The sequence below is a fragment of the Pseudomonas sp. Soil_N_39 genome (genome assembly GCF_057655955.1).
Window position 1 is genome coordinate 132,529 of the sequence record NZ_JBDGLI010000009.1, and the last position, 22,669, is coordinate 155,197.

Below are 22,669 nucleotides of genomic sequence, written 5' to 3' on the forward strand. Positions count from 1 at the left end.
ACTTTAGACCGATAACATCTAGCCGCTAGTCGTAGTGGTCATATTTAACCTGACTCATTGCGATTCAAACTTGGTTGCGCTGCGTTTCGGCGTCGCGAGCTGGCCTTTTTCCTGCTGCATTATCGGACGCCTTTGATGCTTTCTTCCCGACATCGCCGTGCCATACGCCTGGCCAGCGGCTTCATCGCCCCTTATCGCAAACAGGTCGCCGGCGCTTTGCTGGCCTTGATTGTCACCGCCGGCATTACCTTGTCCATGGGCCAAGGCATCCGCTTGTTGGTGGACCAGGGCTTCATGACTCGCTCGCCGCACTTGCTCAATCAGTCCATCGGCCTGTTCATGGTGCTGGTGGTGGGGTTGGCGATCGGTACGTTTGCGCGTTTTTACCTGGTGTCCTGGATCGGCGAGCGGGTGGTAGCGGATATCCGGCGGCAGGTCTTCAACCATCTGGTGTATCTGCACCCGGGTTTCTACGAAAACAACCGCAGTTCGGAAATCCAGTCACGGTTGACCACTGACACGACTTTGCTGCAATCGGTGATTGGTTCGTCGCTGTCGTTGTTTTTGCGCAACGCCTTGATGGTGGTGGGCGGCATCGTGCTGCTGTTCATCACCAATCCCAAACTGACCAGCATCGTGGTGATTGCCCTGCCGCTGGTGTTGGCGCCGATCCTGATCTTTGGTCGTCGAGTGCGCAGCTTGTCGCGCGAGAGCCAGGACCGCGTTGCCGACGTCGGCAGCTACGTCTCCGAAACCCTCGGCCAGATCAAGACCGTGCAGGCCTACAACCACCAAGTCCAGGACGAACACCGTTTTTCCGTGACGGTGGAGCAGGCCTTCGACACCGCTCGCAAGCGCATCGCCCAGCGGGCCTGGTTGATCACCCTGGTGATCGTGCTGGTGCTGGGGGCGGTGGGGGTGATGCTCTGGGTCGGTGGCATGGATGTGATCGCCGGGCGGATTTCCGGTGGCGAGCTGGCGGCGTTCGTGTTCTACAGCCTGATCGTCGGCAGTGCCTTCGGCACCCTGAGCGAAGTGATCGGCGAGTTGCAACGAGCGGCCGGCGCGGCGGAGCGCATTGCCGAGCTGTTGCGTTCGGAAAACATCATCCAGGCGCCGGCTTCTGGTCTCGTGACCTTGCCGGCCCGGGTCCGCGGAGATTTGCGTCTGGAAGGCGTGCGGTTTTCCTATCCGTCCCGGCCGGACAGTTATGCGGTCGACGGCCTCGACCTGAGTATCAAGGCCGGTGAGACCTTGGCCCTCGTCGGACCTTCCGGTGCGGGCAAGTCAACGGTCTACGACCTGCTGCTGCGTTTCTATGATCCCGTGCAAGGGCAGATCCTGATCGACGATGTGCCGTTGACCCGGCTCGATCCACTGGACCTGCGCCGCCATTTCGCCCTGGTTTCACAAAGCCCGGCGCTGTTTTTCGGCACGGTCGAAGAGAACATTCGCTATGGCAATCCGCAGGCGACCTCGGAGCAGGTGCGCGAGGCCGCGCAGATCGCCTATGCCCATGACTTCATCGAAAAAATGCCCGACGGCTACCAGACTCACTTGGGCGACGGCGGCCTGGGGTTATCCGGCGGCCAGCGCCAACGCCTGGCCATCGCCCGGGCCTTGCTCGTGGATGCCCCGATCCTGTTGCTCGACGAAGCCACCAGCGCCCTCGATGCGCAAAGCGAACACCTGATCCAGCAAGCCTTGCCGAGCCTGATGAAAAACCGTACGACGTTGGTGATCGCCCATCGCCTGGCCACGGTGAAAAACGCCGATCGGATCGCGGTGATGGACCAGGGCAAGGTGGTTGCCGTGGGCACTCACCAGGAGCTTGTCGCCAGCAATGCCCTGTATGCGCGGTTGGCGGCGTTGCAGTTCAATCAGCAGGCTGAGGATGTTCGATGAGTGCTGATGCCAGCATGTTGGGGCATTATGTCGGCCAGCCTCTGGCATGGATGAGGGTATGAGTCGTTATACGCCACCGTTAACCCTGACAACCCGAATGCTGGGATTGATCGCTGACATCAGCGAGCAGATCGGCCAGCTTTCGGCTGTAAGTGATAATCAGCAGACCCCGCAACTGCGCCGAGGAAATCGGATTCGCACAATCCATGCTTCCCTGGCGATCGAAAACAATACTCTGAGTGTCGAGCAGGTAACCGCGGTTCTGGCCGGGCAACGAGTGCTGGGATTACCCCGTGAAATCCAGGAGGTGCGCAATGCCTTTGCCGCCTACGAAGCCATGCCTGGCTGGCGGCCTGATAGCCGGATCGATCTGCTCAACGGACATGAACTACTGATGCACGGTTTGATTGACGATGCTGGGCAGTTACGCCGTGCCGGCGTGGGCATCTATCGAGGTGATCAGCTGGTGCAAATGGCGCCGCCGCCCAGTCGGGTGAGGGATTTGATTGACGATTTGTTGGAGTGGGCCGGAACGTGCGACTGGCATCCTTTAATCATTAGCTGTGTTTTTCACTACGAGTTCGAGTTCATCCATCCCTTTGCAGACGGTAATGGGCGAATGGGGCGTCTTTGGCAAACCTTGATTCTTAGTCGATGGCGACCTGTACTGGCCTACCTGCCAGTCGAGGCCGTCATACGGGATCAGCAGGATGCTTATTACGCTGCGTTATCGGCTGCCGACCGGCTGGCTGAGGCGACACCTTTTGTTGAGTTCATGTTGCAGTCGCTGAGTGTGGCGCTCGGAGAGGCGATCCGTAACGAGCCGGCTACCGACCAAGTAACCGACCAAGTAATCGACCAAGTAGCAAGACTGCTTCAGGCGCTACACAACGGCAATTCACTAAAGGTCAACGAGCTGATGGTTCAGCTGGGATTGGCTCATAGAGCTACCTTCCGGGCTAATTACCTCAAGCCGGCATTGGTGGCCGGATTGATCGAAATGACCAACCCAATCGCCCGATAGTCCCGTACAGCGGTATCGTCTCACCTCGCAGGGTAAGCAAGCACTGGTGCATCCTCGCTGAGACTTTTTGGCACACAAAAAAAGTGGGAGTTATTGCTCCCACATAGGCATTTTTCACTCACTGATCATCGAAATAGCGCTCATGCCAATCCACCAGCGGTTGCGGCGAGTTGAGTTTCTGGCCGTAGATCACCGAGTATGACAACACGTTCTGCACGTATTGGCGGGTTTCGTCGAACGGGATGCTCTCGACCCAGACGTCGAAACTCAGGTGGTCGGCGCCGCGCAGCCACTGGCGCACGCGACCGGGGCCGGCGTTGTAGGCCGCCGAGGCGAGGACGCGGTTGCCGTTGAACTGACTATGAACCTGGCTCAGGTAGGCCGCGCCCAACTGGATGTTCTTGTCCGGGTTCAACACTTGTTGGGGGGAGGCCAGGGGAATGCTGAACTTGCGCGCGGTTTCCTTGGCGGTGCCAGGCATCAGTTGCATCAGGCCGGCGGCGCCGACGCTGGAGCGGGCGTCATCCATGAAGGCGCTTTCCTGGCGGGTAATGGCGAACACCCAGCTTGAATGCAGGCCACGGACCTTGGCTTCGCGCACCAGGGTGTCGCGGTGAGCCATCGGGAAGCGGATGTCCAGGTCGTCCCAGTATTTGGCCTGGCTGATGGTGCGAATGGCCGGGAAATACCATTTCAGGTCGTAGGCCAGTTTGGCCTGGGCGACCATTTCGTCCCGGTTGAAATGACGGCTGACGTGATACCACTCGCGGCGTCCGTCGACGATGTCCCCTCGGGCATGAAATTCCAGTGCCCGGCGTATTCCGGGCGTGTTGCGAACCTTATTGATCAGCGCCTGGCTCATCACCAACGGCTTGTTGACGAGCGAGTACGGCGACTGGGAACGGTCGGCGGCCAGGAAGCCATAGAAGTCCCGCTCACGGGCCAGGTGCTTGTAGAGCGTCAGGGCTTCGGGGTTCTGCGGCTGCGCCAGCTCCAGCGTGCGGGCTTGCCAGTACCGCCAGCGGTTGGTGCTGGCCAATGACTCGGGCAGGCGGCGGGTCAGTTGGTAGGCATCGTCCCAACGAGCGAGGCGCAGGAGCAGGCGCAAGCGCCATTCCGAAACAGTGTCATCGCGCAACTCCGGGTCGTATTTCGTCATCACGTCCAGGGCGCGGCTGTCGAAGCGCTTGGCCAGGGTCAGACCGATCTCTCGGGCGATCGCGACTTTTTCATCCCGGGAAAAATGCATGGTGCTGGCGTAGCCATCCAGCAATGCCATGGCTTTTTCCGGGTCCTGGCGGGCCAGGCGACGCAGGCCGAGGCTGACGATATCGGACATCGGTTCATCGGCCGGACTGAAGCGCGAGGGCTGGTTGAGCAATTCGGGCTTTTGCGCCACGTCCACCAGCAACTGGCCACGGGGAGCGAGGGTGGTCAGGCCGCTGACCAGGCTGTTGGCCAGCGGGTAATTACGCGCCTGGGCGGCCAGTTTGGCGCGCTCCCAACGTTTCTGCTCGGTCAACTGGCCCTGGGATGCCCACAGGCCGAACAACGCGTCGCACGCCTGGGGCTGGGACTTGCCGGTGAGCCACAGCTTTTCGGTGTTGGCGTATCCTTCGGCCTTCAGGCCGTGGCTAAGCTGGTACTGAGCGTTGAGGCAGTCCAGTTCGGTGAAATTGAGTTTGGGGTCGTAATACTTGACGAAGGTCGCCCAATCGCCGCGCTCGGTCAGCCAACGCAGCCAGCGCAGCTTCATCCAGTTGGCCTGGGGTAGGTCACCGTGCTCGGCGAGGAATTTCTCGATTTCGGCGTTGCTGGCGCTCTTGAGGCGAGCGGTCAATTCGTCGTAGGCCAGGTACGGCTCCAGCGGGTAATCGCGCAGGGCCTGGCTGTAGCGAAAGTAAGGGCCGGAATCACCCTTGGCCAAGGCACGCTTGGCCTCGTTGTAATACTGGCGCTGAGTGGAAATATCCACCGCCTGAGCAGATTGAACGGCAGTGGCACATACAAAAAGACACGATAAAACACTGAAAAGGCGACTGCGCATGAGACATCCGGGCAGAAAAAACATGACAAGCCCAAGGGTTAACCCAGGGTAACTGTCTGTAGCTTAGCCTTTTGCCAGCAGCCGGCGAAAGCTTTGCAGGGCTGTCGGTGCAAGTTCGCAACATTTGTTGGGCAGAGTGCTTCAGTGGCGAAATTGGCGGACCCTTGAAGCCTCATCTCAGGTAGAATGCGCCCCCGGTTTTTGGAGAAGCTCATGACCCTGCTCAAATTCAGCGATGTGTCCCTTGCTTTCGGCGCTATGCCGTTGTTGGACAAGGTGTCCTGGCAGATCGCCCGTGGTGAGCGGGTGTGCATCATCGGCCGCAACGGCACTGGCAAGTCCAGCATGATGAAGCTGGTCAAGGGCGATCAAAAGCCCGACGACGGCTCGGTCTGGCGTGCGCCAGGCCTGAAAATCGGCGAATTGCCCCAGGAACTGCCGGTGGCCGACGAGCGGACCGTGTTCGACGTGGTTGCCGAAGGCCTGGACGGTGTCGGCGCGCTGTTGGCCGAGTATCACCATTTGAGCCAGAACATCGTCACCGATGCCGACCTGGACAAGTTGATGCATGTGCAGCACGACCTTGAGGCCCGTGACGGCTGGCGCCTTCAGCAACTGGTCGACAGCACTCTGAGCCGCCTGCAACTGCCGGCCGACAAGACCCTCGCCGAGTTGTCCGGCGGTTGGCGTCGCCGCGTCCTGCTGGCCCAGGCCCTGGTGTCCGAGCCGGACTTGCTGCTGCTCGACGAGCCAACCAACCACCTGGACATCGGCGCCATCGCCTGGCTTGAAGAAGCCCTGAAAGACTTCCAGGGGGCGGTGCTGTTCATCACCCACGACCGTTCCTTCCTGCAAAACCTGGCGACGCGCATCCTTGAACTGGACCGCGGCGGCCTGATCGACTGGAACGGCGACTACGCCAGCTTCCTGGTGCACAAGGAAGCGGCGCTGGCGGCGGAAGAAACCGCCAACGCGTTGTTCGACAAGAAGCTGGCCCAGGAAGAGGTCTGGATTCGCCAGGGTATCAAGGCGCGTCGGACCCGCAATGAAGGCCGTGTGCGCGCGCTCAAGGCCTTGCGCATGGAGCGCAGCGAACGTCGCGAGCGCACTGGCAAGGCCAACATTCAGTTGGATACCGCTGATAAGTCCGGTAAGCAGGTAATGGTGCTTGAGAACGTGAGTTTCGCGCACCCGGGCGGTCCGTTCCTGATCAAGGACTTTTCCATGGTGCTGCAGCGCGGCGATCGCATCGGCCTGCTGGGCGCCAACGGCACCGGCAAGACCACCTTGCTCAAGCTGATGCTCGGCGGCCTGGTACCGACCAATGGCAAGGTGGAGGAGGGCACGAAGATCGATGTCGCCTACTTCGACCAGTTGCGCCATCAGTTGGACTTGGAAAAGACGGTGATCGACAACGTGGCCGAGGGTCGCGATTTCATCGACATCGATGGTCAGAGCCGCCATGTGTTGAGCTACCTCGGTGACTTCCTGTTCAGTCCTCAGCGTGCCCGTACGCCGGTCAAGGCGCTGTCGGGTGGTGAGCGCGCCCGTCTGTTGCTGGCCAAGTTGTTCAGCAAGCCGGCGAACCTGCTGGTGCTCGACGAACCGACCAACGACCTGGACGTGGAAACCCTGGAATTGCTGGAAGAGGTGCTGCTGACCTTCAATGGCACCGTGCTGATGGTCAGTCACGACCGGGCATTCCTTGACAACGTGGTCACCAGCACCCTGGTGTTCGAAGGCGAAGGCCTGGTTCGTGAATACGTTGGTGGTTATCAGGACTGGTTGCGCCAGGGAGGCTCGCCGCGTCTTCTGGGCGTAACCGAGAGCAAGTCCGGCAAGGCTGACCTGAACTCGGCGGTGGTCAAAGCCGAGCCAGCCCCGGTTGCCGCCGCAGCAGCCCCGGCCCCGGCGAAGAAGAAACTCAGCTACAAGCTGCAGCGCGAGCTGGAAGCGTTGCCGGGTGATATCGACGCGAAGGAGCAGCAGATCGCAGCGGTCGAGGCCGAAATGGCCGACACCGGGTTCTACCAGCGACCAGCGGCCGAAACCGCCAAGGTCATCGCGCACCTGGAGCAGTTGCAGGCCGAGCTGGACGCGCTGGTCGAGCGTTGGGCTGAACTGGACGCTTGATCCGCTGTTGAGAAAAATCCCGGATTTCAGCAATGAACGCCGGGATTTTTACTTGAAACGCTATTCCCCTGTAGTGGGCAGCCTGTGGGAGTAAAGCTTGCTCGCGATGAACGATAACGCGGTCATTCGACAGACCGGGAGGCCTTCATCGCGAGCAAGCTTTACTCCCACAGACTCGCTCCCACAGGGGAATGGGGTTATGCGCGCTTGACCAGATGCACCGCCAGCACATCGCAAGGGGCGCCATGCAGCACATCGTTGGCGGTCGAGCCCAGCAGCAGCGCCAGGCCGTGGCGACCATGGCTGCCGACGACAATCAGGTCGCAACCCTGTTCCTTGGCCAGGTGATGGATCTCCTGGCGCGGCTGGCCGTAGGTCAGGTGGCTGAACTCCTTCTTCAGGGCCGGGTATTTCACGATCAGTCGGTCAAGGCGTTCCTTGGCCTGGTCGAATTGCTGCTGCTGCAACTGGGAAAGGTCCATCGGCACGTCGCCGCCGAAGGCCATGGCCATCGGTTCGACGATATGCACCAGCGACAGCTGGGTGTCTCGGCCTTCGCAAAGGGCGAGGGCGCGCTTGACGACCGGATCGCATTCTTCAGTGAGGTCAACGGCGACCAGAACGTGTTTGTAGTACATGGAAGAGCACTCCAGAGAATTGCGATACGGTAAGTATGGCTGGTTTCAAGCGCATTGACGGCGACCTGGGTCAATGGGCTCATCAGAATCGGGGAGTACGAATATGACGGTCTGGATAGTGCTGTCAATCCTGTTGGTGGTGTTAAGTCCATTGGCATGGTTGCGTCCGTCCCGTGTACAGAGTGGTCGCATGGCCCTGCGCATGGAAGCGCGACGCCTGGGCCTGGCCATGCAACTGGCGCCGCAGGAGTGGCCGCACTGGCTCGGCCAACAGCCGCCAAACCCCTGCGCCCAGTACTATCGGCCTCGGCGCGGCAGTCAGCCAGCCTGTTGGAGCTACTGGCAAACTGCGCCGGGCGTTTGGGTCAATCAGTGGCGGGAAGTTTGTCTGGATGAGTCCCTGCTCAATCATTTCGAAAAATTGCCGGCCAACGTCTACAAAGTTGAAGCCGACGGGCAAATGATCGCCTTGTATTGGGGTGAAAAGGGCGAAGCCACTGTTTTGCAGGACATTGCCAGCACGCTCAAGGCACTCGCCTGAGCGACTTTAGCCACGTAGGAGCTGTCGAGCGAAGCGAGGCTGCGATCTTTCCCCAGACACTTGAATCTCAAGCGAAAGATCAAAAGATCGCAGCCTTCGGCAGCTCCTACAGGCATAAAAAAGCCCGACAGTCTCATCGGGCGGGTTGGCCAGGCAGGCCGGTAATCCATCTCGTGTCAGGGCGTGCGTTCGCAACGCCCTTCGTTCCGCAAATCTCAATCGCACTCCCGACAGCGTAGCCGGCTGGATCCGGTCTGTCTGGAATTAGGGCGATTTTTCTAATGATTGATTCTATGAATGGCTGCTCATGCGGCGCCGTGTTGCGGATCCGTAGGGTACGGAAATGACCGTGAAGTCGCGTTCACGCCTGTGTTTAGGGCGATTGACAATTGTCGGAAATTCCGTGAAGGTGACGTACCCAAATCAAACGGGCGTATGAATTGAGCGTTTGTATTTTCAGACGGCTCCTACAGACCCCGACTATCGCGTTGACGGGTGTGCCTGGCGGATTGGCGTAGCATCGACGATAACGTCAGTGCCACACCTGCGGTCAGCGTCCAACGTGTACTGTTCAGCTTCCATATCGTGGAGATCAGTTGATGATTTACGAAGGTAAAGCCATCACGGTTAAGGCTCTTGAAAGTGGCATCGTCGAACTGAAATTCGACCTCAAGGGTGAGTCCGTCAACAAGTTCAACCGTCTAACCCTGAATGAATTGCGTCAGGCCGTAGACACTATCAAGGCAGATGCTTCGATCAAGGGTGTGATCGTCAGCAGCGGCAAGGACGTGTTCATCGTCGGTGCCGACATCACCGAATTCGTCGATAACTTCAAGCTGCCCGATGCCGAACTGATCGCTGGCAACCTCGAAGCCAACCGTATTTTCAGCGACTTCGAAGACCTCAACGTACCGACCGTCGCGGCCATCAACGGCATCGCCCTGGGTGGCGGCCTGGAAATGTGCCTGGCGGCGGATTACCGCGTCATGGCCACCACGGCCAAGATCGGCCTGCCGGAAGTCAAGCTGGGCATCTACCCGGGCTTCGGTGGCACCGTGCGCCTGCCGCGCCTGATCGGTGCGGACAACGCCATCGAGTGGATTGCCGCTGGCAAGGAAAACCGTGCCGAAGACGCGCTGAAAGTCGGTGCCGTGGATGCCGTGGTCGAACCTGGCAAGCTCCAGGAAGCGGCCCTTGAAACCCTCAAGCGCGCCATCAGCGGCGAGTTCGACTACAAGGCCAAGCGCCAGCCGAAGCTGGAAAAGCTCAAGCTCAACGCTATTGAACAAATGATGGCCTTCGAAACCGCCAAGGGTTTCGTGGCAGGTCAAGCAGGCCCGAACTACCCGGCGCCGGTCGAAGCGATCAAGACCATCCAGAAAGCCGCGAACTTCGGTCGCGACAAGGCCTTGGAAGTCGAGGCCGCTGGCTTCGTCAAACTGGCGAAGACCTCGGCCGCGCAAAGCCTGATCGGTCTGTTCCTCAACGACCAGGAACTGAAGAAAAAGGCCAAGGCCTACGACGAAATCGCCCGTGACGTGAAGCAGGCCGCCGTGCTCGGCGCCGGCATCATGGGCGGCGGCATCGCCTACCAGTCGGCGTCCAAAGGCACGCCGATCCTGATGAAAGACATCAACGAGCACGGGATCGAGCAGGGCCTGGCCGAAGCCGCCAAGCTGCTGGTGGGTCGTGTCGACAAAGGTCGCATGACCGCCGCGAAGATGGCCGAAGTGCTCAATGGCATTCGTCCGACCCTGTCCTATGGCGATTTCGGCCATGTCGACCTGGTGGTCGAAGCGGTTGTCGAGAACCCGAAGGTCAAGCAGGCGGTACTGGCCGAAGTCGAAGACAAGGTCAAAGAGGACACCATCCTCGCCTCGAACACCTCGACCATCTCCATTTCGCTGCTGGCCAAGGCCCTCAAGCGTCCGGAAAACTTCGTCGGCATGCACTTCTTCAACCCGGTGCACATGATGCCGCTGGTGGAAGTGATCCGTGGCGAGAAGTCCAGTGAACTGGCCGTTGCCACCACCGTCGCCTACGCCAAGAAAATGGGCAAGAACCCGATTGTCGTCAACGATTGCCCGGGCTTTTTGGTCAACCGCGTGCTGTTCCCGTACTTCGGCGGTTTCGCCAAGCTGGTCAGCGCCGGTGTGGACTTCGTGCGCATCGACAAGATCATGGAAAAATTCGGCTGGCCGATGGGCCCGGCGTACCTGATGGACGTGGTCGGCATCGACACCGGCCACCACGGTCGCGACGTCATGGCTGAAGGCTTCCCGGACCGCATGAAGGACGACCGTCGTTCAGCTGTCGACGTGCTCTACGAAGCCAAGCGCCTGGGCCAGAAGAACGGCAAGGGCTTCTACGCCTACGAGACCGACAAGCGCGGCAAGCAGAAGAAAGTCGCCGATTCGTCGGTGCTGGAAGTGCTCAAGCCGATCGTCTATGAGCAGCGCGACGTCACCGACGAGGACATCATCAACTGGATGATGATCCCGCTGTGCCTCGAAACCGTGCGTTGCCTGGAAGATGGCATTGTCGAAACCGCCGCCGAAGCCGACATGGGCCTGGTCTACGGTATCGGTTTCCCTCCATTCCGTGGCGGTGCGCTGCGCTACATCGATTCGATCGGTGTGGCCGAGTTCGTTGCCCTGGCTGACCAGTACGCTGATCTGGGCGCGCTGTACCACCCGACCGCGAAGCTGCGTGAAATGGCCAAGAACGGCCAGCGTTTCTTCGGTTAAGCGCCCAACGACTAGAGCGAGAGAACATTTATGAGCTTGAATCCTAGAGACGTCGTGATTGTCGACTTCGGTCGTACGCCGATGGGCCGCTCCAAGGGCGGCATGCACCGCAATACCCGCGCCGAAGACATGTCGGCGCACCTGATCAGCAAACTGCTGGAACGAAACGTCAAGGTCGACCCCAACGAAGTCGAAGACGTGATCTGGGGCTGTGTGAACCAGACCCTGGAGCAGGGTTGGAACATCGCCCGCATGGCCTCGCTGATGACCCAAATCCCTCACACCGCGGCCGGCCAGACCGTCAGCCGCCTGTGCGGTTCGTCCATGAGCGCGCTGCACACCGCCGCCCAGGCGATCATGACTGGCAACGGTGACGTGTTCGTCGTCGGTGGTGTCGAGCACATGGGCCACGTGAGCATGATGCATGGTGTCGATCCGAACCCGCACATGTCGCTGTACGCGGCGAAAGCCTCGGGCATGATGGGCCTGACCGCGGAAATGCTCGGCAAAATGCACGGCATCACCCGCGAACAGCAGGACGCCTTTGGCGTGCGCTCCCACCAGCTCGCTCACAAGGCGACTGTGGAAGGCAAGTTCAAGGATGAGATCATCCCGATGCAGGGCTACGATGAGAACGGCTTCCTGAAGCTGTTCGACTACGACGAAACCATTCGTCCGGAAACCACCCTGGAAAGTCTGGCGGCCCTCAAGCCGGCCTTTAATCCGAAGGGCGGCACCGTGACAGCCGGTACTTCGTCGCAGATCACCGACGGTGCCTCGTGCATGATCGTGATGTCGGCCCAGCGTGCCCAGGACCTGGGTATCCAGCCGATGGCGGTGATTCGTTCGATGGCCGTGGCGGGTGTGGACCCGGCGATCATGGGCTATGGTCCAGTACCGGCCACGCAGAAAGCCTTGAAGCGCGCAGGCCTGGGTATTGCCGATATCGACTTCTTCGAACTCAACGAAGCTTTCGCTGCACAGGCCCTGCCCGTGCTGAAAGATTTGAAAGTGCTCGACAAGATGAACGAGAAGGTTAACCTGCACGGCGGCGCCATCGCCTTGGGTCACCCGTTCGGTTGCTCCGGTGCGCGTATCTCCGGCACGCTGCTCAACGTCATGAAGCAGAATGGCGGCACCTTCGGTGTGTCGACCATGTGCATTGGCCTCGGCCAAGGCATCGCCACTGTCTTCGAACGCGTCTAAGCGTTGCGTTGATGGAAGCCGGGGCCAAGTGCCCCGGTTTTTGTTTTTTCGGGTTTAGTAAAAAAAAGATTTTGTTTTTATTTTGAAAAAATTTGAGTGAGTGCCACGCATGCCGATACAACCTGGGCTCTACCAGCATTACAAAGGTCCGCAGTACCGCGTATTCAGCATCGCGCGGCATTCCGAGACCGAAGAAGAAGTGGTCTTCTATCAAGCCCTGTATGGCGATTACGGCTTTTGGGTGCGTCCTTTGAGCATGTTCCAGGAGTCCGTCGAGGTTGACGGCGAACAGGTGCCACGCTTTGCTTTGGTGCAGGCCGAGGAGAGCATTTTTTCCAAGCCTTGAGGCCGGCATGCGGGCAACCCTGCGCTTGACCTCACCTTGCAGCCACTATATATAGCGGTGCCGCGTCAGGCGCCAACCGCCTTTCACTTTTTAGAATTCAGGAATTTTCTGATCCATGGGCAAATCGCTGGTCATTGTGGAATCCCCGGCTAAGGCCAAGACCATCAACAAGTATCTGGGTAACCAATACGTGGTGAAGTCGAGTATCGGCCATATCCGAGACCTGCCCACCAGCGGTTCGGCTAGCGCCAGCAAGGAGCCTGCCGCCAAGCGCGGCAAGGCTGCTGCCGGTGAAGCGCCGGCGCTGTCGCCGAAAGAAAAGGCGCGCAAGCAGCTGGTCTCACGCATGGGGGTCGATCCGGAACACGGCTGGAAAGCCAAGTACGAGATCCTCCCGGGCAAGGAAAAGGTCATCGAAGAGCTGCGTCGGCTCGCCAAGGATGCCGACACCATCTATCTCGCGACGGACTTGGACCGCGAAGGGGAAGCCATTGCCTGGCACCTGCGCGAAGCCATTGGTGGGGATGACAGCCGTTACAAGCGCGTGGTGTTCAACGAAATCACCAAGAAGGCCATCCAGGAGGCCTTCTCCCAGCCGGGCGAGCTGGATATCGATCGGGTCAACGCCCAACAGGCGCGTCGCTTCCTCGACCGCGTGGTGGGCTACATGGTCTCGCCGCTGCTGTGGGCCAAGATCGCCCGTGGTCTGTCGGCCGGGCGTGTGCAATCGGTTGCCGTGAAGCTGGTGGTGGAGCGCGAGCGCGAGATCCGCGCGTTCATCCCTGAAGAGTACTGGGAAGTCCACGCGGACCTCGGCACTGCCAAGGGCGCGACCGTGCGTTTTGACGTGGCCCGCGAGAAGGGCGAAGCCTTCAAGCCGCTCAACGAAGCCCAGGCCATGGCGGCGCTGGAGAAGCTCAAGGCGTCCAGCTACAGCATCGTCAAGCGCGAAGACAAACCGACCAGCAGCAAACCGTCGGCACCGTTCATCACCTCCACGCTGCAACAGGCTGCGAGCAATCGTCTGGGCTTTGGCGTGAAGAAAACCATGATGATGGCCCAGCGTCTGTACGAAGCCGGCTACATCACCTATATGCGTACCGACTCGACCAACCTTTCGGTCGATGCCGTGGCAATGGCGCGCACTTATATAGAAAGCGAGTTCGGCAAGAAATACCTGCCGGACACGCCGAACGTCTACAGCAGCAAGGAAGGCGCACAGGAGGCGCACGAAGCGATTCGTCCGTCCGATGCCAACACCGAGCCAAGCAAGCTGTCGGGCATGGAGCGCGATGCCGAGCGTCTCTACGAGCTGATCTGGCGCCAGTTCCTGGCCTGCCAGATGCTGCCGGCGCAATACCTGTCGACCACCGTCAGCGTTGGTGCCGGCGACTTTGAGTTGCGCGCCAAGGGCCGCATCCTGAAGTTCGACGGCTACACCCGCGTCATGCCGCAAATCACCAAGCCTGGGGATGACGACGTCCTGCCGGACATGGCCCAGGGCGACGTGATGAAGCTGATCAAGCTCGATCCGACCCAGCATTTCACCAAGCCGCCGGCACGTTACTCCGAAGCCAGCCTGGTCAAGGAAATGGAAAAGCGCGGCATCGGTCGTCCTTCGACCTACGCAGCCATCATTTCCACCATCCAGGACCGCGGCTATGTGGCGCTGCACAATCGTCGTTTCTATTCGGAAAAGATGGGCGATATCGTCACCGAGCGTTTGTCCGAGAGCTTCTCGAACCTGATGGACTACGGCTTCACCGCCGGCATGGAAGAGAACCTCGACGATGTGGCCCAGGGCGAGCGGGACTGGAAAAACGTTCTCGACGAGTTCTACGGCGACTTCAAGAAAAAACTCGAAGTGGCTGAAAGCCCTGACAGCGGCATGCGCGCCAACCAGCCGGTCATGACCGACATTCCGTGCCTGACCTGCGGGCGGCCGATGCAAATCCGTACCGCCTCGACCGGCGTCTTCCTCGGTTGCTCGGGCTACAGCCTGCCACCCAAGGAGCGCTGCAAGGCGACGGTCAACCTGGTGCCGGGCGACGAAATCGCCGCGGACGACGAGGGTGAATCGGAATCCCTGGTGTTGCGTGGCAAGCATCGCTGCCCGATCTGCAGCACGGCGATGGATGCCTACCTGCTGGACGAGAAGCGCAAGCTGCACATCTGCGGTAACAACCCGGACTGTGCCGGCTACGAGATTGAAGAGGGCACTTATCGCATCAAGGGCTACGAAGGCCCGAGCCTGGAATGCGACAAGTGTGGCAGCGAGATGCAGCTCAAGACCGGCCGTTTCGGCAAGTTCTTCGGCTGCACCAACCCGACCTGCAAGAACACCCGCAAACTGCTCAAGAGCGGTGACGCGGCGCCGCCGAAGATGGACCCGGTGAAGATGCCTGAGCTCAAATGCGAGAAGGTCAACGACACCTACATCCTGCGCGACGGTGCCTCCGGCCTGTTCCTGGCGGCCAGCCAGTTCCCGAAAAACCGTGAGACCCGTGCGCCATTGGTGATGGAGATCGTGCCGCACAAGGACGAAATCGATCCGAAGTACCATTTCCTCTGTGAAGCACCGCAGAAGGATCCGGAAGGGCGCCCGGCGGTCATTCGCTACAGCCGCAAGACCAAGGAGCAATACGTGCAGACCGAAGTCGACGGCAAGCCGACGGGTTGGAAAGCCTACTACGACGGCGGTAAGTGGACGGTCGAAGACAAGCGCTGATTGTGGCGTCTGTTTGAAAATACGGGGCCAAGCGAGCTTCCCTGTGGCGAGAGAGCTTGCTCCCGCTGGGCGGCGCAGCCGTCCCCAACAGGGCCCGACTGAACAAAAGGCCGCATGACAACCCATAGGTTTTCATGTGGCCTTTTGTTTTTGGCTTGCAGTGGCCTCGGTTGATCCACGACACTGTCGCACTTGCGTGAAGCTTTCATTTCGTTGGGGAGATGCCACCATGGCCCACGAACTCTATACCCGCACCAATCAGAAAATATATTTCGCCGGTCTGTCGCTCGAAGCGCTCACCAGGGCCGAAGACGGGCGTGCGATGAATTCCCCGGCGCTGCTCCAGGCAGGACGCGAGTCCGCACTGTTTCACCTGTACGGTGCGTTGTTGGGGTTGTGCCATGAAATCGCCGGTTTTTATCGCCTGCCACAAGCGAATGCCGCGCGGGCCGAGCTGCTGTTGACCCGCGAAGTGCTGGAAACCATCGCTATTCCAGAGTTGGCCGAAATGGTCGAACTGGCGCATAACCCGGAAACCTGGCTGGCGAAGCTCTTGGCGGCTCATGCGGCGCTGTTCGAGCCGCCACGGGCCCCTCGCAAGCCCAAGGGGGACGTGACCCAGCCGTTAATCGTTGCGGTCAATCTGGATGAGCAAGACCCCGAGCAAGAGTTGAGTCGGGAGGAGCTGGAGAGCTGGCGCCAGAACCTCAAGAGCTTGGCGATACGCTTTCGTGAAGGGTTGAACGAGTGCTGAGTTTCCCCTCGGCCCGTTACGTTCGTTGATAACGCTTGGTCAAGATCCCGAGCGGAGCCTGGCCGATGACTATATAATCCTCGCCTTTCGTGGAGAACAGACTTTTATGCCTACGTCCTTTCTAGAAATTGTCGAACTTCCTGATGGCCGCATCGAGCTGCGCAGGGCCGAGGACGAGGGTTCTCTGGTTACCTTGAACTTCTCCGAAGATGCCAAGGTATTCCTCCAGGGCCAACACGTCGAAGTCGCCAAGGCGATGTTGAGCGTGGGCGTCCAAATGGCAGGTCGCCTGGTTGAAGGCGAATTCAGCAAGGAAGAGGGGCCGCGGGTTCTTCACTGATCCCGTCTGTCGGCTTTTTGGATAGTGTGACTGTCCGGCTTCTCTATCATGGAGAAGCCCCGCGTTTGTCTTAGCCCAATCGAATATTCAGGCTTTGTGCGTCCCCGATGCGGGCGGCGCTGATCAACTGTTGCCGTGCCGTCGCGGTCAGCGGATTGAGCCAACTGACCACGGTGTGGCTACGGCCCAGGCGTAAGGCTTCGCAGGTCAACTGTTGGGCGCTTTGGGTGCCCCGCGGTTGCAGCAACAGGATGCGTTCACGATTCAGGCCGGCGTCCCGCAGCCAGGCCTGGGTGACACTGGCCGGTGGGGCGATCAGCGTCAACCAGCGGGCATCCTGGTCCTGGCTGAGTTCTCGCAGAATCGGCGCCAGCAGGTTCAGGCAGTTTCCGGCCGCACCACGTAACGACAGTTCGCTGAAAGCCTCGGGTTCGACGCCCCAGGGCGACTCGATGACCTCTTTCAGGACTGGAACCAGCGGTTGGGCCATGAATGCCTCGAACAGCGGAAGTTGTGTGTGTTGTGGTGTGTGTGGGAACTGCATAAAGCCTCCTTTAGCGGCGAATGACGCCAACGCTCAAGCCTTCGATGACCAGGTCCTGATCTTTCAGGTTCACTTCGATGGGGGCGAACTCCGGGTTCTCAGCAATGAGCCAGACCTTGCTGCCGTCGCGCTTGAAACGCTTGACGGTCACCTCGTCGCCGATTCGCGCCACCACGATCTGGCCATTGCGGGCTTCGCGGGTGGTGTGGACGGCCAGGAGGTCACCGTCGAAGATACCGATGTCCTTCATGCTCATGCCGTGTACCCGAAGCAGGTAATCGGCCCTGGGATGAAAGAACGAAGGGTTGATGTTGCAGGACTCCTCGACATGCTGCTGGGCGAGGATCGGTGCGCCAGCGGCGACCCGGCCGATGATCGGCAGGGTGGTTTCGTCGGCCTTGGCTTCGAAGCCGGGGATACGAATGCCGCGGGATGCGCCCGGGGTCATTTCGATCGCACCCTTGCGCGCCAGCGCCTTGAGGTGTTCTTCAGCCGCGTTGGGCGACTTGAAACCCAGTTCCTGGGCGATTTCCGCACGGGTCGGCGGGTAGCCGTTGTCTTCGAGGCAGCGTTTGATGAAGGCCAGAATCTCTGCTTGGCGTGGCGTCAGCTTTAGCATATTGATCGCTCTGTCTTTTTATACAGTGACTGGGATTATATACAGTGGCCGCCGCTTGGCAATCCTCCTTTTTACGCAGGCCGCTGGACGGTCGGTCGGGTTGTTGGATAGGGCAGGGCTACCCCCTGTGAAAAGGTGTGGTTAAATACGTGACCGAGCGTTCGCAAAACGCCCCGGCAGGCTTGACAACCCCTAGGCTGAAACGTATGTTTCAAACAAGTGTTTGTCAGGCGGAGTAACCATGGCCCAGTCGGAAACCGTTGAACGCATTCTCGATGCTGCCGAGCAGTTGTTCGCGGAAAAAGGTTTCGCCGAAACCTCGTTGCGTCTGATCACCAGCAAGGCCGGGGTGAACCTGGCGGCGGTGAACTATCACTTCGGCTCGAAAAAAGCCCTGATCCAGGCGGTTTTCTCGCGGTTCCTCGGGCCCTTCTGCCTCAGTCTCGATCGCGAGCTGGAGCGGCGCCAGGCCAAGCCTGACGTCAAGCCGACCCTGGAAGAGCTGCTGGAAATCCTGGTCGAGCAAGCCCTCGTCGTGCAGCCCCGTAGCGGTAACGACCTGTCCATTTTCATGCGCCTGCTGGGCCTGGCCTTCAGCCAGAGCCAGGGTCACCTGCGGCGTTACCTGGAAGACATGTACGGCAAGGTTTTCCGTCGCTACATGCTGCTGGTCAACGAAGCCGCACCGCGCATCCCACCCATCGAGTTGTTCTGGCGAGTGCACTTCATGCTCGGTGCCGCGGCGTTCAGCATGTCCGGGATCAAGGCGTTGCGGGCCATCGCTGAAACCGATTTTGGCGTGAACACGTCAATTGAGCAGGTGATGCGCTTGATGGTGCCGTTCCTGGCGGCCGGCATGCGTGCCGAAAGCGGCGTCACCGATGAGGCCATGGCGGCCGCGCAACTGCGTCCACGCAGCAAATCGACGCCGGCGCTGGCCAAGGCTTGAGTGCACGGGTGGGCGCGGCTGCCCACATCCGCTAAGCTAGCCGCCCATGCCGACTCTCGTTTCGAACCCGTTCCATTCTTTAGTGCATGACCGCGACCTGCCGGGCTTTGGGCCTGGCGGTGTGGTCATGCCTGTGCCACCGCGCGGGTTCATCGTTATTAAGGAAATGCTATGACTGCTGGCCTGCAAGGCTCGTTGATGGTGGACGTCGCCGGTACCTGGCTGACGGCCGAAGATCGCCACCTGTTGCGCCAGCCTGAGGTAGGCGGCCTGATCATCTTTGCCCGCAATATCGAGCATCCGCGGCAAGTGCGAGAGTTGAGCGCGTCGATTCGCGCCATCCGCCCCGACCTTCTATTGGCCGTGGACCAGGAAGGTGGCCGTGTTCAGCGGCTGCGCCAGGGGTTTGTACGGTTGCCGGCGATGCGGGCGATCGCCGACAACCCGAATGCCGAATACCTGGCCGAGCAGTGCGGCTGGATCATGGCCACTGAGGTGTTGGCGGTCGGTCTCGACTTGAGTTTTGCCCCGGTGCTGGACCTCGACTACCAGCGCAGCGCCGTCGTCGGCAGTCGTTCCTTCGAGGGCGACCCCGAGCGCGCGGCGTTGCTGGCCGGTTCCTTTATCCGCGGCATGAACGCTGCCGGGATGGCTGCCACCGGCAAGCACTTCCCGGGGCATGGCTGGGCCGAAGCCGATTCCCATGTAGCGATTCCGACCGATGAACGCAGCCTCGAACAGATTCGTGCAAACGATCTGGTGCCGTTCGCCAAACTGAGCAAGCAGCTCGCGGCGGTCATGCCGGCCCATGTCATTTATCCCCAGGTTGACGCCAATCCAGCCGGCTTTTCCCGACGCTGGTTGCAGGACATCCTGCGCGGTGAGTTGCAATTCGATGGCGTGATCTTCAGTGATGATCTGTCGATGGCCGGCGCCCATGTGGTGGGGGATGCCGCCAGCCGTATCGAGGCCGCTTTGACGGCGGGTTGTGACATGGGCCTGGTGTGCAACGACCGCGCCGCCGCGGAGTTGGCCTTGAGCGCCGCCCAGCGCCTGAAGGTCAAGCCTTCGGCGCGGATCGCTCGCATGCGCGGCCAGGCCTACGCGTGCACGGAATACCGCCAGGACCCTCGCTGGCTGGCGGCGCTCGGCGCGCTGCGGGCTGCCCAACTGATTGATTAGCGCTGAGCAGTGTGGCCGCAACTCCCCTGTGGGAGCGAGCTTGCTCGCGATGACGGCGGTACAGTCAACATTTGCAGCAACTGGCCCACCGCTATCGCGAGCAAGCTCGCTCCCACAGTGGAAGTGTGGTGGACATCAGGTTTTGTGAGCGCCGCAACTCCCCTGTGGGAGCCGAGCTTGCTCGCGATGACGGCGGTACAGCCAACATCTGCGCCAACTGAACCACCGCTATCGCGAGCAAGCTCGGCTCCCACAAGAATTGAGGAGCGTCAGCGCTTTTCCAGCTTTTCCGGCAGCGGCGCGAACAGTGCCTCGATATCGTCGTTCTGCAATTTCCAATCTCCGGCCACGCGTCCGTCCAGCACGCCGGCTGCGAGGTCGGACTTTTCCTTCTGCAGCAGCTGGATCTTCTCTTCCACCGTGCCTCGGGCAATCAGCTTGTAGACGAACACCGGTTTTTCCTGGCCGATGCGATAGGCGCGGTCGGTGGCCTGGTTTTCGGTGGCCGGGTTCCACCACGGGTCGTAGTGAATCACCGTGTCGGCCTCGGTGAGGTTCAGGCCTACACCCCCGGCCTTCAGGCTGATCAGAAAGATCTGACGCTTGCCACTCTGGAATTCCTTGACGGGCGTGCGTCGGTCCCGGGTCTGGCCGGTCAGGATCGCGTACTCGACGCCGCGCTTCTTCAGCTCATCTTCAATCAGCGCCAACATGGAGGTGAACTGGGAAAACAGCAGCACCCGACGGCCTTCTTCAAACAGCTCGTCGAGCATTTCCATCAGGCTGTCGAGCTTGCCCGACGTGCTGCCTCGGGCGGGCAAGGCGGCGTCGTTGAGCAGACGTAGATCGCAGCACACCTGGCGCAGCTTGAGCAGCGCCTCGAGAATGATGATCTGGCTGCGGGCCACGCCTTTGCGGGTGATCTCGTCGCGGACCTTCTTGTCCATCGCCAGGCGCATGGTTTCGTAGACGTCCCGCTGGGCATCGCTGAGCTCGACCCAATGGATGATTTCGGTCTTGGGCGGCAACTCCGTCGCCACTTGCTCCTTGGTCCGGCGCAGCAGGAAAGGTTTTATCCGACCGTTGAGGTGCTGCAGTCGTACATCGCTGCCGCGCTTTTCGATCGGTACGCGGTAATCGCGGTTGAAGCTCTTGACGTCCCCGAGCCAGCCCGGCAACAGGAAGTGAAACAATGACCACAGCTCGCCCAGGTGATTTTCCAGGGGCGTGCCGGACAGGCACAGCCGCTGGCGGGCGTTCAGTTCCCGGGCGGCCTGGGCGGCTTTGCTGGTGGGATTCTTGATGTACTGGGCTTCGTCGAGGATCAGCACGTGCAATGGCTGTGCGGCCAGGCGCTCGACATCCTTGGGTAGCAGGGCATAGGTGGTGAGGACCAGGTCGTATTCGCCCAGCCGTTCGAAATGCTTTTTGCGCCCGGCGCCATACAGGGCCAGTACCTTGAGTTGCGGCGTGAAGTGAGCTGCCTCGTCGAGCCAGTTGGGAATCAGGCTGGTGGGCATCACCACCATGCACGGTCGGTCCAGGCGTCCGGCGTTTTTTTCGCTGAGAATATGCGCCAGGGTCTGTAGGGTTTTGCCCAGCCCCATGTCATCCGCGAGGATGCCGCCGACTTCCAGCTGCCTGAGCGATTGCATCCAGCTCAAGCCTTCGAGTTGATAAGGCCGCAGCGTCGCGTTCAGGCCTTCCGGCGCGGTGGTGGTGTAATCCTTGATGTCCCGCAGGCGCTGGGCCAGGCCGCGAATGTGTTCGCCGCCTTCCCAGGTCAGCGGCATGTCCTGCAGCGGGTTCAGGCGCAAGGCGTCCGCGCTGTTGAGGCGCAGTTTGGTGGTGCCGGGTTCTTGCAGGTAGAACTCGCCCAGGGTCGCCAGCACCGGTTTCAGCCGGCCGTAGGGCAGGGCCACTTGCTGCGGGCCGAACTCCGAGTTCGGGCGGTTGGGCAGGTTGACCAGAATCAGTTCATCGTCCCGGCGTCTGGCCAGGCGTTCCGGGTTGAACAATTCGATGTGCGAGCGCATCAGGTTCAACAGGATCGGCAGCAGGCTCAGACGCTCGCCGTTGACGATGATCCCCAGTTCCAGGTCGAACCAGTCCCGTTCCGGCGTTTCCTCGACCGTGGCGTACCACTCGTCCACCGCCGTCAGGTCGAAGCCGAAATCCTCGTCGATCTGCAATTCCCAGCCCTGGGTGCGCAGTTTCGGCAGGTCGTTGAGGGTGAACGTCAGCCAGGCACTGTCGTTGACCATTTCGTACAGTTCACCGGCGCTTTCCGGCAGGGCCTTGCTTTGTCGGGTCGCGACCTTGAAGCCGAGGATTCGTAGTTGTTCGCGGTAGGACTGTTCCACATCGGTGTGGCGTTTTATCCGCAACGTCTGGGTTTCCTGGCGAATCAACACGTCGGTGTTGCGCTGGCCGCTGACGTACTCGTCCAGATAGCTGAAGGACAGGGCGGCGCGGTGTTGGATGTAGCGCTGCATCTTGCCGTTGCGTGGCTCGAAGGCACTGAACTCGATACTGGCCAGCCACAGGCGCGGCACCGGCTGCACGTTGTCCACCAGCACTTGGGGCGGGGCCTTGGGGCTGCGGTTGTCCAGCACCGACTGGAGTTTCTCCAGCAAGTGGGCGTCTTTTTCGGCGGCCGGGTAGGCCAGGGTTTCCTGGACTTGCAGCAATACCGCCGCGCAGTGTTTGCAGTTGATGCGCACCGGACACGAGCACGCGGCTTCGAGCAGAATCAGCGTGCCCTTGGCTGACTCTTTAAGGCGAATGGTTTGACGGTAGACGTTACCGCCAGAGCCTTCGCAACTGGCGGTGATGGTGCTGTCGCCGGTCTCGACGATCCTGACGCGGTTTTCCAGCGCGTAACGGCGCCCGCGCTCCAGGCTCTGTTCCTTGAATCGATTGACCCAGGAAGGTGCCAGGGGTTTGCTCAGGGGCGAGGGCATAGG

The 22,669-nt window shown here is 60.4% G+C and carries 16 protein-coding genes and 1 pseudogene; 12 read left to right on the plus strand and 5 right to left on the minus strand.

Annotation, left to right across the window (positions count from 1 at the left end):
* The first annotated feature begins 135 nt into the window (after positions 1–135).
* Entirely contained in the window at positions 136–1,905 is a 1,770-nt protein-coding gene (locus AC3A5O_RS15180; protein ID WP_305470367.1) for an ABC transporter transmembrane domain-containing protein, read from the plus strand.
* A 58-nt stretch (positions 1,906–1,963) separates the two neighbouring features.
* Positions 1,964–2,990, plus strand: a pseudogene (locus tag AC3A5O_RS15185) (Fic family protein).
* A 57-nt stretch (positions 2,991–3,047) separates the two neighbouring features.
* Here AC3A5O_RS15185 and AC3A5O_RS15190 read toward each other — a convergent pair.
* Positions 3,048–4,976, minus strand: a complete 1,929-nt coding sequence (locus AC3A5O_RS15190) for a transglycosylase SLT domain-containing protein (RefSeq protein ID WP_122567936.1) — start codon at positions 4,974–4,976, stop codon at positions 3,048–3,050.
* A gap of 213 nt (positions 4,977–5,189) precedes the next feature.
* Between AC3A5O_RS15190 and AC3A5O_RS15195 the strand changes: the two genes are divergently transcribed.
* Positions 5,190–7,109, plus strand: a complete 1,920-nt coding sequence (locus tag AC3A5O_RS15195) for an ATP-binding cassette domain-containing protein (RefSeq protein ID WP_305470369.1) — start codon at positions 5,190–5,192, stop codon at positions 7,107–7,109.
* A 197-nt stretch (positions 7,110–7,306) separates the two neighbouring features.
* On the opposite strand, the gene AC3A5O_RS15200 is transcribed toward AC3A5O_RS15195, so the two are convergent.
* The gene (locus AC3A5O_RS15200) at positions 7,307–7,747 is read right to left on the minus strand and encodes a universal stress protein (protein ID WP_122567938.1); all 441 of its coding nucleotides are present in this window, start codon (positions 7,745–7,747) and stop codon (positions 7,307–7,309) included.
* A 103-nt stretch (positions 7,748–7,850) separates the two neighbouring features.
* Here AC3A5O_RS15200 and AC3A5O_RS15205 point away from each other — a divergent pair, with 103 nt between their 5' ends.
* From AC3A5O_RS15205 to AC3A5O_RS15235, 7 genes are all read left to right on the plus strand, one after another.
* On the plus strand, positions 7,851–8,288 hold the full coding sequence (locus AC3A5O_RS15205) for a hypothetical protein (RefSeq protein WP_122567939.1): 438 nt from the start codon (positions 7,851–7,853) through the stop codon (positions 8,286–8,288).
* A gap of 599 nt (positions 8,289–8,887) precedes the next feature.
* Positions 8,888–11,035, plus strand: a complete 2,148-nt coding sequence (fadB, locus tag AC3A5O_RS15210) for a fatty acid oxidation complex subunit alpha FadB (RefSeq protein WP_305470370.1) — start codon at positions 8,888–8,890, stop codon at positions 11,033–11,035.
* Between the two features lie 30 nt (positions 11,036–11,065).
* The gene (gene fadA / locus AC3A5O_RS15215; RefSeq protein WP_024618393.1) at positions 11,066–12,241 is read left to right on the plus strand and encodes an acetyl-CoA C-acyltransferase FadA; all 1,176 of its coding nucleotides are present in this window, start codon (positions 11,066–11,068) and stop codon (positions 12,239–12,241) included.
* Between the two features lie 109 nt (positions 12,242–12,350).
* On the plus strand, positions 12,351–12,587 hold the full coding sequence (locus tag AC3A5O_RS15220; RefSeq protein WP_025212748.1) for a DUF1653 domain-containing protein: 237 nt from the start codon (positions 12,351–12,353) through the stop codon (positions 12,585–12,587).
* Between the two features lie 115 nt (positions 12,588–12,702).
* Positions 12,703–15,315, plus strand: a complete 2,613-nt coding sequence (topA, locus tag AC3A5O_RS15225; protein WP_122567941.1) for a type I DNA topoisomerase — start codon at positions 12,703–12,705, stop codon at positions 15,313–15,315.
* A gap of 229 nt (positions 15,316–15,544) precedes the next feature.
* Positions 15,545–16,069: a DUF6586 family protein gene (locus AC3A5O_RS15230; RefSeq protein ID WP_122567942.1), complete on the plus strand. Its 525-nt coding sequence runs from the start codon at positions 15,545–15,547 to the stop codon at positions 16,067–16,069.
* A 106-nt stretch (positions 16,070–16,175) separates the two neighbouring features.
* Positions 16,176–16,409, plus strand: coding sequence for a hypothetical protein (locus AC3A5O_RS15235; protein WP_122568400.1), 234 nt, complete (start codon positions 16,176–16,178; stop codon positions 16,407–16,409).
* A gap of 70 nt (positions 16,410–16,479) precedes the next feature.
* Here the strand turns inward: AC3A5O_RS15235 and sulA are convergent, their stop codons facing one another.
* Entirely contained in the window at positions 16,480–16,953 is a 474-nt protein-coding gene (gene sulA, locus AC3A5O_RS15240) for an SOS-induced cell division inhibitor SulA (protein ID WP_122567943.1), read from the minus strand.
* A 10-nt stretch (positions 16,954–16,963) separates the two neighbouring features.
* Positions 16,964–17,572 carry a transcriptional repressor LexA gene (gene lexA, locus AC3A5O_RS15245; RefSeq protein ID WP_003199651.1) on the minus strand — a complete coding sequence of 203 codons (609 nt, stop codon included), beginning with the start codon at positions 17,570–17,572 and terminating at the stop codon, positions 16,964–16,966.
* Positions 17,573–17,813: 241 nt separating this feature from the next.
* Here lexA and AC3A5O_RS15250 point away from each other — a divergent pair, with 241 nt between their 5' ends.
* Both AC3A5O_RS15250 and nagZ read left to right on the plus strand, forming a co-directional pair.
* Entirely contained in the window at positions 17,814–18,521 is a 708-nt protein-coding gene (locus tag AC3A5O_RS15250; RefSeq protein WP_013692622.1) for a TetR/AcrR family transcriptional regulator, read from the plus strand.
* A 183-nt stretch (positions 18,522–18,704) separates the two neighbouring features.
* Complete coding sequence (gene nagZ / locus AC3A5O_RS15255; protein WP_305492422.1) at positions 18,705–19,703, plus strand: beta-N-acetylhexosaminidase; 999 nt, start codon at positions 18,705–18,707, stop codon at positions 19,701–19,703.
* Between the two features lie 269 nt (positions 19,704–19,972).
* Here nagZ and AC3A5O_RS15260 read toward each other — a convergent pair whose 3' ends face one another.
* On the minus strand, positions 19,973–22,666 hold the full coding sequence (locus tag AC3A5O_RS15260) for an SNF2-related protein (protein ID WP_487753378.1): 2,694 nt from the start codon (positions 22,664–22,666) through the stop codon (positions 19,973–19,975).
* Between the last annotated feature and the right edge of the window lie 3 nt (positions 22,667–22,669).